The organism is Telmatobacter sp. DSM 110680, from assembly GCF_039994875.1.
Taxonomy (GTDB): Bacteria; Acidobacteriota; Terriglobia; order Terriglobales; family Acidobacteriaceae; genus Telmatobacter.
Window position 1 is genome coordinate 517,083 of sequence record NZ_CP121196.1, and the last position, 16,313, is coordinate 533,395.

A 16,313-nucleotide genomic window follows, 5' to 3' on the forward strand; every position below is an offset into this window, starting at 1 on the left:
TTCTTAAGCTGGGTAATTCTCCGTTGGTTACTGCTCCCGCCTGGCTAGTAGTGCTCCACCCCCGCCGAGTGTGGCGACACTCGTTTCGGTAGAAGGTGTGATCGTGATCCGTTTTAGATTGTTTTGGTCTTGCGCGAGAACGGACAGGCTTCCGTCCGGTGCCATATCCCACCAGCCCTCGTGCGAAGTTGGAGATATTGCCGTGTCTGCTTCCGCAACGGCTTTGCCGTCAACGAATATGCGCAACGCGTCTCGTCCGGACACGCCTTGGGCCCACACGATGTGTTTGCTGTCGGCGGTGAATTCCAACATCTTCATCCCTGAGTTGACGACGACCGGCGTGTACTTGCCGTCGATAAAGATTCCCGATGCATATTGGCCGGTATCGCTGGGAGGCGCTGAATCCGCAGCGATGTGCTGGCTGTCCGGACTGAACACGTAGTGAAAGCGCGGCATGCTTGGTGAGCCGAGATTGGTAGCGGCCTGCACGGCACCATCGATCACCAGCCGTTGTGCACCTCCTTGAAAGCCCGCGCGATAGGCGTAATGCCGCCCGTCGGGAGAGAAGCGAAGGTCGGTCCCACTCTGCGCACCATCCGGCAAAGGAGTTGTCTTGCCGTCTAGGTACAACGTTGCGCGACCGCCAGTGAGTCCGCAGATCCCTCCAGCCCGGCTGCCGATCGGAGCGACGATCAATGAGCCGTGCGTGTCCGTTACTGGTGGGGTTGGTTCTGGCAAACACGCCTCCGACTCCTCGTCGCCGATGATGGCGTATGGTTTGGCATTCGCAAATGCGGTATAGGTCACTTTGGATGAGTCGGACGTGAACAGAATGTGGTCGACGCTCTGGTACTCCTGCGCGCGTTTGCCGTCGACGATAAGGTATTGGCGATTCTGGGTTGTGGTGTATCGGGCGGCGTAGTGTTTGCCATCGGGGCTGAACACAATCCGATCGATCATTGCACCGCGTTGGTGAACTATTTCGCTTCCTGGCACCTTTTTCCCGTCTACGACAAGGAACTGGGTAGGGCTGGGATTGCGAATCCCGGCATCAACAACCGCAACCCACATGTTCCCGGCAGGCGCAACGGAAAGCTCGAAGTGATCGGCACGGATGAACGGCTTGCCGTCCAGCATGCCCTCCTCATATCCGGCCGGTCCGGGGTGACTGATGGTGGTGTACAGGTGCTGGCTGTCGGGGCTCCACCGCGGGGCGCTTCCCAGATAGGGCGCAACTTTACCGTCAACGACCAGGCCCCACTTATGCTCGTCGGCAGGGTCCGTGATGATAACTGCATAATGATTGCCGTCAGGGCTGAACGAAACATTCCTGATGCTGGCCTGATTCCCGCTGCTGGTCAGCCCGCTCGCGCTGGGTGGCGCGGCCTTGCCATCGAAAATAAAGTGCGTGAAGCTGCCACCTCTGGTTTGAGACGTCGCTACATCGCTGCTGATGTATACATGCCGGCTGTTCGAAGTGAAGCCGAGTCTGCAACTGGAGCCGTCGAACCTCGCTAGATGGGACTCGGAGGTGCGCAGGAACTCCTTGCCGTCGACCATGACCACCATTTCGGTGCCGGAGCGGCCGCAGTAGGCGTAACGTTTGCCGTCGGGACTGAAGGCGATCCCAGTTTCTACCGAAGAGTTGAAGCTGCCGCCGAGTATCTCGTCGAACTTGGGGCCCGGGACGCCGTCATAGTAGATGACAGCGCGGCTGCCGCTGCTTTCATAGGTCGCCACATGGACACCGTGCGGGCTGATGAAGGACTTGGCGCTGTTAGAGAGAGGAGCGAGTACTGTTTCCTCGACCTTGGTTCCCTGAGGGGGATGAATCGGGCCGGCCTGGTCGTGATCATCTTGCTGGCTAATGCGACCGGAATGCTGTTGGCCAGGTTGAGTGGGTTGCTGTCCGGATAGCGGCGCTTGCGGCTGCTTTTGATTGGTTTGTGCAAGCGCCTGGCAGGCTTTTTGGAGGCCCTGCTGGCACTGCTGCTGCAGAACGTTCTGCTTCATCTTCTGCCACACGCTCTGGGCTGAGGCTTCGCCCGCTGGCGCAAAGATGACGAGGCAGATTGCCAATGCAACGATTGACCGCAGGTTAGAACGCTTCCCATCAGACATACCTGTCTCCTGACAACAGCAATTGGTTGCGGCTATAAAGACTGAGAACCAAGGCGGAAAGAAATTGCGAACGTGAGAGATGTCTTCCAAAAATGGGGCTTGCCGGGGAGCGACTTCGACTTATCCTGTAGGTCACTGCCCCGAAATGTCCTAACGGAACTCTGAAGTTTTCTAAAGGAACCGCGGATCATGCCGACTTCCCCGGATACTCGCGTACCCGACACGCATCAGGACGTGTGGAAGTTTGCGGACTGTGAGTTCGACGACGTGCGTTACGAACTCCGAGTTTGCGGACGGCCAGTCGAGATGGAGCGGAAACCGCTCGATCTGCTTCGTTACCTGCTGTCGAGGTCGGGCGCGGTGGTCAAAAAAGAAAAACTCCTCGAGGAGGTATGGCCTGGCGTCCTTGTGGTGGACGCATCCCTCGCCACCGCGGTCTCGAAGCTGCGCAAAGCATTTGGCGATCAAGAGGTCATTCAGACCGTACCCCGCGTCGGATATCGCATCGCCGTTCCAGTGGTCAGGGTTTCTCGCCCAGACGCAACTGAGAATCTCGTGGAGTCGGATGCTGGCGAAACCGCCAACGAATCGTCCTTATCTATTGAGACGCAGAAGGACGACCGGCCGCGCCTGGGGAAACGGCTGCTTTGGGGAGGCGTTGCCGTCGCTCTGGTTGCTGCGTTTCTAATCGGCGGGGTGATAAGTCGAGTGCGAAAGACGGCGACCCCGCAGCCAGTCAGCCTTGCGATTCTTCCATTTCAAAACGACTCCGGCATGCAGTCCATGGATTATTTGCGCTCAGCACTTCCCGACGAGATCGCACATACGCTTACCGCGGCACGCTCGCTTGCGCTGCGTCCGCTGACAGCGTCCGCGCAGTTTTCAGGTCCCACGGTTGATTTCCGCAAGGTGGGTCATGTCCTCGACGTCAACCGGGTTGTAACAGGTCACTTTCGCATCTTGGGAGACCGGCTTCATATCACGATGGAAGCTGTGGATACAGATGCTGACCGGGTCGTCTGGCACGACAGCTTCGAAGTTCCTTCCACAAATCTGCTTGCTATGCAGGAGCAGATAGCTGCGATCTCGCGTGGAAGAATGGCCCGTGCGCTGGGCGTGCAGGAATTCATCACAGATGCGCCCCCTAAGGCGAGCAATGAAGAGGCGTACGAACTCTACCTGAAGAGCGTCGCTCTGGACTGGGATCCCAATCCGAACAAGGAGGGTATCGAACTTCTGCGCCGTGCGGTATTGCTGGATCCAAATTATGCGCCGGCTTGGGGATTGCTCACACTTCGCTATTACAGCGCTGCGCGCTTTGGGGGCGGAGGGCCGGAGATGTTGGCCTTTTCAGATGCGGCCGCAGAGAAGGAACTCGCGCTAAATCCCGACTCCCTCGACCCATTAGCTGAGATGACGATCCATCGTACCGAGCGCGGTGACCTGGTCAAGGCGCACCAGATGGCTCTCGAACTTGTACGGCGAAGACCGGACGATCCCAATCTCCATCACGTTCTGAGCTATGTGCTTCGCTATGGGGGCTCTTTGGAAGAGGCAGGACACGAATGCGAAATGGTCGTTTTGCTTGCTTCGAAGGTGATATGGGGTTCCTGCTCCACCACCTTCATGGAATTGGGCAACTACAAGCGAGCGATGTTTTTTCTCCGCAAAGACCTGGGCTCGGAATGGTCAAAGGCGCACGCTATTGAAGTGCTGCTGCGGGAAGGTAGAACAGAGGAAGCGATCCGCATTCCCGCACCCCAGATCGCGCACTGGGACAGCTACACGATGCTGCTCGCCTGTGCTCGTCACGCGTCGGAATCGGAGATAAAGGCCTTGGCTTCCAAAGTCGAAGTTGATGACGATCCAGAGGTGGACTACTTCTTTGCCGGTCACCTTGCTTACTGTGGCCAAACCAAAGCTGCCCTGCGAATGCTGAAAGTCGCCATCGATCACAACTACTGCTCGTATCCCGCGATGGATACAGATCCATTCTTCAAGGACTTGAGAGCAAACGCAGAATTCCAGAAACTGCGGCAGGCCGGTAAAGCTTGTCATGCCGACTTCATGAGTGATCGCGAAGTCAGCCACGTTGCACCGGATCAAGCTCGAATGAAGCATCCGTCGGTTGCCCCGGTTGAACAACACCGAACGCAATAGCGCCAAACAAAATTTCGATGTGAGCGGCTGCGCGATTCAACTCTTCCTTCCCCTTGACAATCGACTAGAAGGCATAGTATTCCTATCGACTATCGATATGAGAACGCATATGCCGCCCAAGCACGGTGATCTGGTTCAGGGCACGCTCGAGATGCTGGTGCTCAAAACACTCGCGTTGCAGCCAATGCATGGATTCGGAATCTCCGTGCGCATTGACCAGATGAGTAACGGAATCTTTCACGTAATTCCCGGTTCGCTCTTTCCTGCTTTGAACCGGTTGGAACGGGAAGGACGGATCAAGGGCGAGTGGCGATCAACAGAGAACAACCGGCGCGGACGTTACTACACGCTCACTGATCTTGGCCGAAAAGCTCTGAAAGAAGAAATCCGCGCATGGGAACGTCAGGTAGAAGCGGTTGCCCGGATACTCGAGGCTTGAGGAGGCGATGATGCTCTGGTGGAATCGACTGGTGGCTGGATTTACCGCGCTCGTTTCGAAGCGGCGCAAAAGAACTGAACTGGATGAGGAACTGCAAGCTTACCTCGAGACCGCGGCCGAAGCGAAGATGCGCGATGGCATGTCCGAGACCGAAGCATGGAAGCGCGCGCGTGCTGAAATGGGTAGCATCGAGAGTGTCAAAAGCAAGGTTAGTGTCGTTGGATGGGAGAGTTGGATCGAATCATCCTTGTGGGATATTCGCTATGGAATGCGGCAACTCTTTCGCAATCCAGGCTTCACGGCAGTCGCACTGTTGACGCTCGCGCTTGGTATCGGCGCCAATACCGCGGTCTTCACGCTGGTTTATGGCATCATTCTCAAGCAGCTCCCCGTTTCCTATCCGGAGCAGTTGTATCGAATCGGGGAAGGCGAATCCTATTGCTGCGAGTGGGGTGGATTACAGGGTTCATGGGGAACATTCGACTACCCGTTTTATAAGCACGTGCGTGATACAGACGATTCGTTCGCACAGCTTGCGGCATTCTCCGGTAATGATCCCACATTCAACACGCGGCGACCGGAATCAGCAACCGCCGCTCAAACCATCGACGGAGAATATGTTTCCGGAAACTACTTCTCTACGTTGGGAATAAGCGCCGCGCAGGGGCGACTGATCTCGGCATTTGACGACCGCGAGAATTCCGAGCCTGTCGCTGTGATGGGCTATCGAGCCTGGCAGAATCTGTATGGAGCTGATCCCTCGATCGTGGGATCAAAGCTGCTGATCAACGAACTGCCGGTGACAATCGTGGGTATCGCTCCGCCAGATTTTTTCGGTGCGCGACTGGCGCAGAGCCCTCCCGAAATGTGGATCCCGCTAGCCCAGCAGCCAGCGTTTGAGGGCAACGGCAAAAAGTCTCTCTTCTATTCATCCGGAGATGCATGGCTCTACGTCATCGGGCGACTCCAGCCCGGACGATCTCCGGTCGCGGTTCAGAAGAGACTTACAGGCGAATTGCAACAATGGCTGCGCACGGAAAGGGAGCTTGGCCAGGATGATCTCACTAAGCTTGCACAGCAGCACATTGAACTGACACATGGCGGAAACGGAGTGTCCCCGTTCCGCAGCAATTCGAAACAAGGACTTCTGCTGCTTTCGTCCGCGGCCATCCTTGTGCTCCTGATAGCCTGTGCAAACCTCGCCAATCTTCTACTGGTCAGAAGTTCCGCGCGAAGGCATCAGACCGCGCTCTGTCTCTCTTTGGGAGCTTCGCGAGGCCGACTGATGCGCGCTCTGCTTACCGAGAGCCTCCTGCTGTCCCTGCTCGGCGGAGCCATCGGTGTGCTGGTGGCCTTTGGTGTGGCTCGTGGCGTCCTGCTGATCGTGTTTCGTGGAGCAACTCTGGTTCCTGTGAGTGCCGCACCTTCTCTTCCGGTACTGTGTTTTGCCTTCTTGCTGTCGTTGTTGACATGTATTGCAGGCTCTCTCGTGCCGGCATGGATCGGCACACAGGCTGACCCGGTCCAGGGACTACACGGTGCTAACCGATCGCACGTCGGCCACAATTCGCGATCGCAGAAGGTACTGGTCGTGATACAGGCCGCGGTTTCCGTGGTGCTACTCGCGGTTGCCGGACTCGTGAGCGAAAGTTTGATGCACCTTGAGAAAGCCAATCTTGGGTTCCAGCCGCAAGGACGGCTCATTGCCTCGATCAGTTTCAAGGCGGCTGCATACACTCCCGATCGGTTGCCAGCTCTCTATCAGAGAATCCAGGATCGAATGGAGCAGATGCCCGGCGTAGTCAGCGCGAGCTTGTCGCTCAATGCACCGCAGAAGTTTTGCTGCGTCAATCTGAACATCGCCATTGCCGGACGCAACGAGAAGTGGATCAGCGACGAAGACACGATCTTCACCCGCGTGACTCCGCATTATTTTGAAACCATCGGAACGCCGATCGTGATGGGCCGCGCGTTCAACAGCAGTGACACGCAAGATTCGCCGCACGTTGCAGTTGTTGATGAGGCTTTTGTCCATCGCTTTTTCGCAGGCCAAGATCCCATCGGGCAGCACTTCGGCCTGAGTCTCGAGGGCCACAGCTCAGATTTCGAAATCATTGGCATAGCAAAAGACGCGAAGTATCGAAATCCGGCTTCTGCTCAAAATCCAATCTTCTTTCTGCCTTATTCGCAAACCACCTCTTATGCCGCGTCCGGTTATCAGCGCTTGGAATCAGGAACCTTGTATGCGCAGCTTATCGAGATGCGAGTGAATGGTAATCCCGCTGCATATCGAGACACCGTGCGCAAAGTACTGGCCGAGACTGACCCAAAGCTCGCTCCAATCAACATCGACACCTACGTTGACCAGGTCGCGGGCCAGTTCAACCAGGAGCGCCTGATTGCGCGGCTCACAAGTCTCTTCGGAATGCTGGCTCTGCTTCTGGCCTCCATTGGGCTGTACGGAGTAACAGCCTATAATGTCGCCCGCCGCACCGGCGAAATCGGAATCCGCATGGCGCTCGGCGCCGATCGCGCGGATGTGACGGGAATGGTGCTGAAAAGCGCGTTCCTGCAGACCGGACTAGGACTATGTCTCGGCGTCCCGCTCGCCGTACTCTGTAGCCGATTACTCCAGCACCAGCTCTACCAGGTGAGCAGGTTCGATCCACTGGTACTCGGTGGAGCGACGCTCGTGCTGGCATTGTGCGCCATTGTCGCCGCGGTCGTGCCAGCCCGCCGCGCCGCATCCGTGGACCCGAACAGCGCATTGAGAATCGAATAGAGGCGCTTAAGCTTCGGAATTGGTTTCAACAGAGCGAGTCAACGCCGTTTGAAACGGTTGAGTGTCCATCTGGCCTGCAGATAACCGTCGAGGTGCTTCTTGCGGAAGTAACGCAAGGCGTACGCTTGATCGCAATTCAATATTTTCTCCACTCCTGCTCACCCAGGCTTCACTTTTGTTACATTCACATCAATGCCGCTCGCTCTCCAACCCGCACGGCGCAAGATGCGCTTGCTGCCGCTCGTCGCCGCCACTTACTTCATGGTGTCGGGAGGACCATACGGCATTGAGGACATTCTCGGCGGCGCAGGATTTGCGCGCGCTATCGTGATCCTGCTGCTGCTGCCGATCCTCTGGTCGCTGCCCACAGCTCTCATGATCGGAGAACTCGCGAGCGCTCTCCCGGCTGAAGGTGGTTTTTACGTTTGGGTACGCCGTGCTCTTGGGTCGTTCTGGGGATTTCAGGAAGGCTGGCTCTCGCTTTCGGCCAGTGTCTTTGACATGGCCATCTATCCAGCGATCTTTGTTCTCTATCTTGGTAAATTCAACCCGGGGCTGACATCCGGCTGGCACGGTTATGCGTGGTCGCTGGCAGTGGTGGTCTTCTGTTGCTCGTGGAACCTTCGTGGCGCGCCCGCCGTCGGGGAAGGTTCGATTGGCTTATTCGCCCTCCTGCTCGCTCCATTTGCCGTCTTTCTCGCCCTTGGACTGTGGCGCGGATTTACGCTCCATCCCACCGTGCATTGGGGGCACAGTGGCTCTCAAGCCGCGCTTTCAACCGCTGTGCTTGTGGCGATGTGGAACTACATGGGCTGGGACAACGCTTCAACCGTTGCCCAGGAGGTAGAGAATCCGCAGCGAAATTATCCGCGGGCGATGATTTTCGCCGCCATTCTTGCAGCCGTAACCTACATCCTGCCGCTTCTGGCCATGGCATTGGCGGGCCTGTCGGTCGACAGTTTCTCAACCGGCGATTGGATGTCAGCGGCCAGAGCAATCGGAGGCCCGCTTCTCGGCCTGGCCGTTGTCGCCGGTGGCGCCATCTGCGGAATCGGAATGTTTAACGCCCTGATGATGAGCTATACGCGCCTGCCGATGGCCATGGCAGAAGACGGCATGCTTCCGCGCTTTGTGGCCAAACGCAACAGCCGCAACGTTCCCTGGGTGAGCGTTCTTCTCTGCGGACTGGCATGGGCCCTTGCGCTGAATCTCAAGTTTGAGCGGCTCATCTCGATCGATCTCATTCTCTACGGGTCAAGCTTGCTGCTGGAGTTTGTGGCTCTCGTTGTGCTGCGTGTTCGCGAACCGGAACTTGCTCGCCCCTTCAAAGCCGGTAATCTGGCGTTCGCCTTTTCACTGGGAATCGGCCCGGCTGCTCTCATCGGCTATGCGCTCTACGCATCCCGCGCGGAAGAGATATCTGTCGGGCACAGTACAGTCTCTTCACTCGTCCTGGCAGTCACGGTTGGATTGCTCGGCCCCATTGCGTACTGGCTTGCCGCCTCCCGCCTGGTGCGACGACGCCTTGCCGCTGCCTCCGCCACTGACTAAAAAGCAAAGGCCGCGCATCGGCGGCGCGGCCCTCAATTTCCATGTTCAGCAAAACCGGCTTACTTCGCAACCCTTTGCTTCATCGCGATCGGCTTGGGCTTTCCATCCTGGAACAGTTTCGTCGCCCTTACCACGCGATCGCGCGCATACGCCGCATCATGCCAGCCCTTGATCTCTACCCGCTTGCCTTCCAGATCCTTATATATCGAGAAAAAGTGCGTAATCTCTTTCAGCATGTGTGGGTAAATATCCGTGTAATTCCAGACATTTGTATAACGCGGATTGTTCTTTCCTACCGCCAATACCTTCTCATCCAATACGCCCTGGTCCATCATCTCCAGCAGACCGATTGGCCTCACTTCCTGGACGCACCCAGGAAAACTTGGTCCCGGCACCAGTACAAGCACATCCAGTGGATCGCCGTCATCGCTCAGGGTCGAGGGTATGAACCCATAGTCTCCGGGATAGTGAACGGGCGAGTGCAGGTTGCGGTCCAACTTGAAGACGTGCAATTCCTTGTCATATTCAAACTTGTTGGTTCCGTCTTTGGGGATCTCGATCACCGCTCGAAACACCTCGGGCGAACGATCGCCAATCGGCAGCTCCAAATAATTAATCATTCTTTTTTACTTCCTCTCGGGTTATGTCCGGTGCGCGGAAGAGTGCCGGACTCTCATTTTTAGATGCACATCGCCGGATGCGTCATAGAAAGTTGATTGCGCCTGCTCGGGAAAAGACCGCCGGTGATCTTTCGAAGTTCTCTCACACCAGGCTCACGGAGACCCTTACCAGCCATCCGCCTGAACTACTATAATCGCGGATAATGAAGGCGCATGTCTACGTTACGTTAAAGACATCGGTCCTCGATCCTCAGGGCCAAACCATCCACAACGCACTGCGCAAGATTGGATTCAACGAGGTTGCCGCCGTCCGGCAGGGCAAGTATTTTGCTTTATCACTTGCAGATGGCCTCGAGCCGCAGGCTGCCCGCACCCAGGTAGAGCGCATCGCCCGCGAAGTTCTGACCAACCCAGTGATCGAAGAGTTCACATACCGCATAGAGGAATAATCGCCCTCGGCGAAACACCTTGTCACTGAAGATCAGTCCCCCAGACTGTGACCACGTCTTTTCGGCTCTCTCGCATAAAATCAACCCATGTGCGGAATCGTCGGTTACGTCGGCCGTAAGAAGGTTGTCCCCGTCATCATCGAAGGCCTGCGCCGCCTCGAATATCGAGGCTACGACTCAGCCGGAATCGCTGTCGGAAGCCCCAACACCGCGCTGCTCGAAGTCTGCCGCGCTCCCGGCAAGCTAGGCAACCTGGAAGAAGTCCTGCGCGAGCATCCCCTCGATGGCACCTTCGGCATCGGCCACACCCGCTGGGCCACTCACGGACGACCGACCGAGGAGAATGCCCACCCGCATCGCGACTGCTCTGGCCGCATTGTCGTGGTTCACAACGGCATTGTTGAAAATTACCTCGATCTCAAACGCGAACTCACCGCACAAGGGCACAAGTTCGTAACTGAAACTGACACCGAAATTATCGCTCACCTCATCGAGCAGATTCAGAACGAAGCCGCAGCCGCCGGCACTCCCATCCTTCTTGAAGATGCCGTCCGCCGCGCCGTCAAACGTCTTACGGGAGCCTTCGCTCTCGGTATTCTCTCCTCTGCGGAACCGGACAAAATCATCGCTGCCCGTTCTGGACCTCCGGTCGTCATCGGGGTGGGTGAAGGCGAATACTTTGTAGCCTCCGACGTCCCTGGCATTCTGCACCACACCCGCAACATTTATTTCCTCGCCGACGGCGACATGGCTATCCTTACTCTCGACGGCGTCAAACTTACCGACTTTAACGGCAAGCCCATCGAGCGCGAACTGCAGCGCATCCAGTGGGATCCCATCCAGGCGGAAAAGGGCGGCTACAAGCACTTCATGCTCAAGGAAATCTGGGAGCAGCCGCGCGCCATTCGCGACACCACCCTCGGTCGCGTCTCCCTGGATTCCGGCAGCATCTTCCTCGGCGAAATGGATATCGAAGATGATGAACTCGCGGGCGCCTCCAGTATCAACATCGCCGCCTGCGGGACGAGCTGGCATTCCGCGCTTGCCGGCAAGTACATGATCGAACGTCTCGCGCGTATGCCCGTAGACGTGGACTACGCCAGCGAATACCGCTACCGCAATCCGATTCCCGATCGCAACGCCCTCGGCCTCCTCATCACCCAATCCGGTGAGACCGCCGACACTCTTGCCGCCCAGCGCGAGATGATTAGCCTTGGCTCGAAGACGGTCGCCATCTGCAACGTGGTCGGATCCATGGTTGCCCGCGAAGCTCACGGTGCGATCTACACACATGCCGGCCCCGAAATCGGCGTCGCCTCCACAAAAGCATTCACCGCGCAACTCACCGCCCTCTTCCTGCTCGCGGTGAAGCTAGGCCAGCTCCGCGGTCGACTCAACAAAGAACGCTCAGTTCAACTCATCGAAGAGCTGAGCCGTGTTCCGGCCAAGATCGAAGAAGTCCTAAAGTCCAGTTCCCCCCAGTGCGAGCACCTGGCCGCTAGCTTTTCCAACGCGCGGGACTTTCTTTACCTCGGCCGGGGAATCCATTTCCCGATCGCGCTCGAAGGCGCGCTCAAGCTCAAGGAAATCTCCTACATCCACGCCGAGGGCTATCCAGCGGGTGAAATGAAACACGGCCCCAACGCCCTCATCGACGAGACACTTCCCGTTGTAGTGCTAGCCACCCGCGATGAAGCTGATCCTGCATCAAAGCTTCGCTACGAGAAAACACTCTCCAACATCCAGGAAGTTACCGCGCGCTCGGGCCGCGTCATCGCCATCGCCACCGAAGGCGATACCACACTTGCCGGTCTCGTCGAACACGTAATCCTTGTTCCTCCTGTGTTCGAGCTACTTTCTCCACTGATTGAGATCGTCCCCCTGCAATTGCTTGCCTACTACATCGCCGTCCGCCGGGGCTGCGACGTGGACCAGCCCCGTAACCTCGCTAAGTCGGTCACTGTCGAATAAGCGACCGAGGCATGCTTCGTCTCGTGTGTGCGTGAACTTGAAGGCAATTTCGCCAACAAAACCGCCGGTCTTGGCGTTGAGACGGCGAGATCGTGGACGCCGGTAAACACCTCAAATTGATCAATATAAGATATTTTTGAACTTGTTCAGAAATATCTTGACTTGGTCATCGACTTGCGGCATTCTATTTTTGAACACGTTCAAAAGAGGGCAGATGACGATTTCCGTGAGTAAAGCCGAGGTCACCCGCACCCGAATCCTCGACGTGGCACTTGATATGTTTCGCCGCCAGGGATTCGAGTCAACCACGATGCGTGGCATTGCCGCTGAAGCGGGAGTCTCGCTCGGATCGGCATATTACTACTTTGAAGCGAAGGAAGATCTGGTGATGGCGTTTTATGAGCGCGCCATCGAGGCAATGATTCCGCGAATGGAAGATGCGCTGGCCGGTTCAGACAGCTTTGAAAAGCGGGTTGCAGCCATCATGGAGGTCAAGTTCGAGTACTTCCGGCCCAATCGCGCCTTCCTTGGGGCTCTATTTCGGCATGCCGCCGATCCGCAAAATCGTCTTTCACCATTCAGCGATGCTACTCGATCGATCCGTGAACGCGATCAGGCATACTTCGCACGCGCGATCTCCTCCAAATCCGGCAGCCTCAAGGTGTCGAACGATCTAGCGCCCCATCTGCCAAAGATGCTGTGGCTTTATCAGATGGGACTGATCCTTTACTGGATTTACGATCGCTCGCCGCAACAACAGCGAACGCAGAAGTTAGTCACTGCCAGCCTTTCCCTGATCGTGAGCGGTTTAAGCCTGGCGCGCATCGCTCTTCTCAAGCCATTGCGGACAAAGATCGTGGAGCTTATCGCCCTGGCAGAAGGCGAGTATGACCATGCTTGATCCCAAGCTCATTCGTCTCTCCATCGCATTGGTCTGGCTGTATCAGGGTCTCTGGTGCAAGGTGTGTGGAGGTTCTGCGGCGCATTTAGCTGTAATCTCCAATGTGCCCTTCTTCGGTCCTGAGACCGCCCGAATCGTTCTAATTGCGCTCGGCATCTGCGAGTCTTGCATAGCTGCCTGGGTTTTGTCAGGACGTTGCATGCGACAGGCCGCGGTTGTGCAAACAGTGTCGCTGATCACCATGAACGTCGGTGGGGTGATCTGGGCGTGGCGTCTTATTTCAGATCCCTTTGGAATGGTCTTCCAGAACTTCGCCTTTCTGCTCCTCATCTGGGTTTTAGCGGAGAAAAGCCATGCTCCAGCTCATGCCTGAGAGAGTTTCTACACCCTGGCGACGCGGACCCTTCCGTGCTCAGCGCAACGGCGTGATGTTTGGTCAGATGTATGAAGATCCAGGCATTGAGCTAGGTGCATTCAAATCGCAAAGCCGCGTCCTTTGTATAGCCAGTGCAGGGTGCACGGCTCGCGCACTGGCAGCCGCAGGGCACCATGTGACCGCCGTAGACATCAATCCACTACAACTTTCCTATGCGAGTTCGCGCGCAGCCGGTGCACCCCCGCAGAAAGGCAGAGCTGACGTGATGATGGCGCTCGGCCGCTGGCTCGCACGCATGGGCGGTTGGACACGCGCGAAGCTTAAAGATTTTCTCAACCTGTCGGATACAGCGCAACAACTTGCCTACTGGGACACCGAGCTCGAGACGGCAATTCTGCGTGCGCTTGTTGATACTTCGTTGGCTCCGCAATTTCTGCGGCTGTTCTATGCTGATCCATTCATTGACGCCGTACCGATAGATTTTGGGTTGTGCCTTCGCCAGCGCCTCCGGTCGGGGTGGGCTCATCATTCAAACCGCAGCAATCCTTACGCTTCTTGCCTGCTGTTGGGAACCCCGCTCGTCGAGCCCGGGGCTCCGTTATCTCCCATCCGTTTTATCTGTGCCGATGCGGCTGAATTCCTCGAAAGCTGTCCGAGTTCGCAATTCGACGCATTTACTTTGTCGAATATTGGAGATGGAGCTGACCCCTCTTATCTAGAAAGACTGCATTTGGCAATAACTCATGCCGCGGCTCCGGACGCGATTGTAGTTAGTCGCTCGTTCTCTGAGCCCAAAGCGAACACCATATGCAACCGCGCAGATGAGGACCGGTCACTACTGTGGGGTGTCGTCGAAGTAAAAAACATTTGAGAGAGGCGCTATGCTCCACCTGTTGAAACGTCATCCAATTCCGATTTCGGCGTTCTTTCGTCACTCTTTGGTGTTGACTTACGCGTTCTCACCGGAGGTTCTCGAACCATTGCTCCCCGCAGCGCTGGTGCTTGATACGTGGCGGGGCTTCGCCTTTCTCGCCATTGCCCTGGTGCAAACAGAGAATCTGCGTCCCAGTTTTCTTCCTGCCGCGGTGGGACGCAACTTCTTCCTCAGTGGATACCGCATCTTTACGCGTCTTGCCTCGGGCGCTCAGTCGAAGCGGGGCCTTATGATCCTGCGCAGTGACACCGACCGTGCGTGGATGGTCCGCTGCGGCAATCGGCTGACACACTACAACTATCACCTGTGCGAAGCGAACCTGGAAGAGAGGCGCGACGAGCTTCATTGGACAATTCACACGTCCCACGCCGAGGCCGACCTCGAGTTGCGGGTGTGCCTTGAATCCAAGCAAGCCTCACTGCCAGCCAATTCTCCATTCCGAACATATTCCGAAGCGCGTCGCTTCGCTGGTCCCCTGCCCTATACCTTCGATTACGAGGAAGAAACAAACTCGATCATCGGTATCTGTGCATCGCGACAAGACTGGAATCCGGAACCGGTCTCGGTGGACGTGCGTCGCAATACTTTTCTTGAACAGCAGCCGTTCCGCGAAGCCCAGCCGATCCTTGCGAATGTATTTCATGTCCAGAATGTTCCCTATCAATGGCAGCGCGGCAGGAGGCTCTCATGAAGAGCGTCCGCGCACGAACCTCCTACCAAGGAGTCATTCAGATTGTGCAGTTCAATCTGCGATCCTTCATTATCGCCATCCTTGGGATCGGTACAGTACTGGTCGGATCTTCATTTCTTTCCGGGCCCGTGCGATTCATGGTGATGGCTTGCGCTTTCCCGCCACTCTTCTGGCTGGCAGCGTCACTGATCACTTCGCACTACGTATACGACCGCTCCGAGTTGTACAAATTCAACTGGATTGACGATTTTCTCCCTGTCGCTCCGCTTAAATGGATCAACGTCCATAGCGGCTTTGATGAAACAAGCGAATTGCTGGCAGCGAAATTCCCCCACGCGGAATCCGAGGCAGTCGATATCTACGATGCAGAGGTCATGACGGAACCCTCAATTGCGATTGCGCGCCAACTGAAGCCCAGCTCAAGCAAAGCGACAGCTGCACGTTACAATGCACTTCCTATCGAGACGAGCTCTGTCGACGCCGCTTTTTTGATTTTCTCTGCTCACGAGTTGCGTCACCACCATGAACGCGTTGTTCTCTTTACAGAAATTGCTCGAATCTTGACTCCCGGCGGAAATATCATCCTGGTGGAGCACTCGCGCGACCTCTGGAACTTTCTTGCCTTTGGTCCCGGTGTCTTTCATTTCTTCTCGGAGCAGACATGGCGACTCGCGGCCCTCGGTGCCGCACTGTTCTTACATACGGAACGCTCTATCACGCCCTTCGTACATGTCTACAACCTAAGGAGAACCGAATGACTCTCCATATCCATCTTCAAATCGTAGGCTTTCTCCTGGTGTTACTAGGACTGAGCCACGTGTTTATGAATCGCTACTTCGGTTGGCGAAATGAACTGGCGAAAGTATCCCTGCTTACACGCCAAATCTTCTACGTCCATACGTACTTCATCGCATTGGGAGTGGTTCTCGGAGGAGCGGTCTCGCTGGCCTTTCCCAATCAATTGCTCGGCCATGCACCGTTGAACCGCGCAATCCTGGCAGGCATGGCGTTTTTCTGGTGTTGCCGATTACTGACGCAGTTCTTGGTATACGATGGCGCTATCTGGCGCGGTGACCGCTATCGTACCTGCATGCATGTCGCATTTTCATTGTTGTGGTGCTACGTTACGGCGATCTACAGTCTCGCATTTATCAAGGTCTGCGGCGCATGATCGGCTGGCAAAGGCCGGGAGCCGCAGAAGGCTGACCTCAGGCAAAAAGGTGGGAACGGGGTATATTGGTTAGCACAGCAGGCGAACGAGATTTCGCTGAAGAAACTTCCCCTGAATGCTCTTGTCGATGTGTCAACCCATGGAATG

Annotated in this window: 14 protein-coding genes; 12 read left to right on the forward strand and 2 right to left on the reverse strand. The window is 56.4% G+C overall.

The window, feature by feature from the left end:
• Positions 1-27 precede the first annotated feature (27 nt).
• On the reverse strand, positions 28-2,121 hold the full coding sequence (locus P8935_RS02080; protein ID WP_348263351.1) for a hypothetical protein: 2,094 nt from the start codon (positions 2,119-2,121) through the stop codon (positions 28-30).
• A 189-nt stretch (positions 2,122-2,310) separates the two neighbouring features.
• On the opposite strand from P8935_RS02080, the gene P8935_RS02085 reads away from it, so the two are divergent.
• From P8935_RS02085 to P8935_RS02100, 4 genes are all read left to right on the forward strand, one after another.
• A complete protein-coding gene (locus P8935_RS02085; protein ID WP_348263352.1) occupies positions 2,311-4,281 on the forward strand; it encodes a winged helix-turn-helix domain-containing protein in 1,971 nt (656 codons plus the stop codon).
• A 109-nt stretch (positions 4,282-4,390) separates the two neighbouring features.
• Positions 4,391-4,720: a PadR family transcriptional regulator gene (locus tag P8935_RS02090; RefSeq protein WP_348263353.1), complete on the forward strand. Its 330-nt coding sequence runs from the start codon at positions 4,391-4,393 to the stop codon at positions 4,718-4,720.
• Between the two features lie 7 nt (positions 4,721-4,727).
• The gene (locus P8935_RS02095; protein WP_348263354.1) at positions 4,728-7,502 is read left to right on the forward strand and encodes an ABC transporter permease; all 2,775 of its coding nucleotides are present in this window, start codon (positions 4,728-4,730) and stop codon (positions 7,500-7,502) included.
• Positions 7,503-7,727: 225 nt separating this feature from the next.
• The gene (locus P8935_RS02100; RefSeq protein ID WP_348263355.1) at positions 7,728-9,053 is read left to right on the forward strand and encodes an APC family permease; all 1,326 of its coding nucleotides are present in this window, start codon (positions 7,728-7,730) and stop codon (positions 9,051-9,053) included.
• Positions 9,054-9,112: 59 nt separating this feature from the next.
• On the opposite strand, the gene P8935_RS02105 is transcribed toward P8935_RS02100, so the two are convergent.
• Positions 9,113-9,673, reverse strand: a complete 561-nt coding sequence (locus P8935_RS02105; RefSeq protein WP_348263356.1) for an inorganic diphosphatase — start codon at positions 9,671-9,673, stop codon at positions 9,113-9,115.
• Between the two features lie 203 nt (positions 9,674-9,876).
• On the opposite strand from P8935_RS02105, the gene purS reads away from it, so the two are divergent.
• From purS to P8935_RS02145, 8 genes are all read left to right on the forward strand, one after another.
• Entirely contained in the window at positions 9,877-10,122 is a 246-nt protein-coding gene (purS, locus tag P8935_RS02110; protein ID WP_348263357.1) for a phosphoribosylformylglycinamidine synthase subunit PurS, read from the forward strand.
• 87 nt (positions 10,123-10,209) lie between these two features.
• Positions 10,210-12,093, forward strand: a complete 1,884-nt coding sequence (glmS, locus tag P8935_RS02115; protein WP_348263358.1) for a glutamine--fructose-6-phosphate transaminase (isomerizing) — start codon at positions 10,210-10,212, stop codon at positions 12,091-12,093.
• 214 nt (positions 12,094-12,307) lie between these two features.
• Positions 12,308-12,994, forward strand: coding sequence for a TetR family transcriptional regulator (locus tag P8935_RS02120; RefSeq protein WP_348263359.1), 687 nt, complete (start codon positions 12,308-12,310; stop codon positions 12,992-12,994).
• Positions 12,981-13,367: a DoxX-like family protein gene (locus P8935_RS02125; RefSeq protein WP_348263360.1), complete on the forward strand. Its 387-nt coding sequence runs from the start codon at positions 12,981-12,983 to the stop codon at positions 13,365-13,367. The genes P8935_RS02120 and P8935_RS02125 overlap by 14 nt, the downstream gene beginning before the upstream one ends.
• Positions 13,348-14,241: a DUF3419 family protein gene (locus P8935_RS02130; protein ID WP_348263361.1), complete on the forward strand. Its 894-nt coding sequence runs from the start codon at positions 13,348-13,350 to the stop codon at positions 14,239-14,241. Before P8935_RS02125 ends, P8935_RS02130 begins: the two co-directional genes overlap by 20 nt.
• A 10-nt stretch (positions 14,242-14,251) precedes the next feature.
• On the forward strand, positions 14,252-14,995 hold the full coding sequence (locus P8935_RS02135) for a DUF2071 domain-containing protein (protein ID WP_348263362.1): 744 nt from the start codon (positions 14,252-14,254) through the stop codon (positions 14,993-14,995).
• Entirely contained in the window at positions 14,992-15,753 is a 762-nt protein-coding gene (locus P8935_RS02140; protein ID WP_348263363.1) for a class I SAM-dependent methyltransferase, read from the forward strand. The genes P8935_RS02135 and P8935_RS02140 overlap by 4 nt, the downstream gene beginning before the upstream one ends.
• Positions 15,750-16,166 (forward strand): hypothetical protein, encoded by a 417-nt coding sequence (locus tag P8935_RS02145; RefSeq protein ID WP_348263364.1) that lies wholly within the window; start codon positions 15,750-15,752, stop codon positions 16,164-16,166. The genes P8935_RS02140 and P8935_RS02145 overlap by 4 nt, the downstream gene beginning before the upstream one ends.
• The last annotated feature ends 147 nt before the right edge of the window (positions 16,167-16,313 follow it).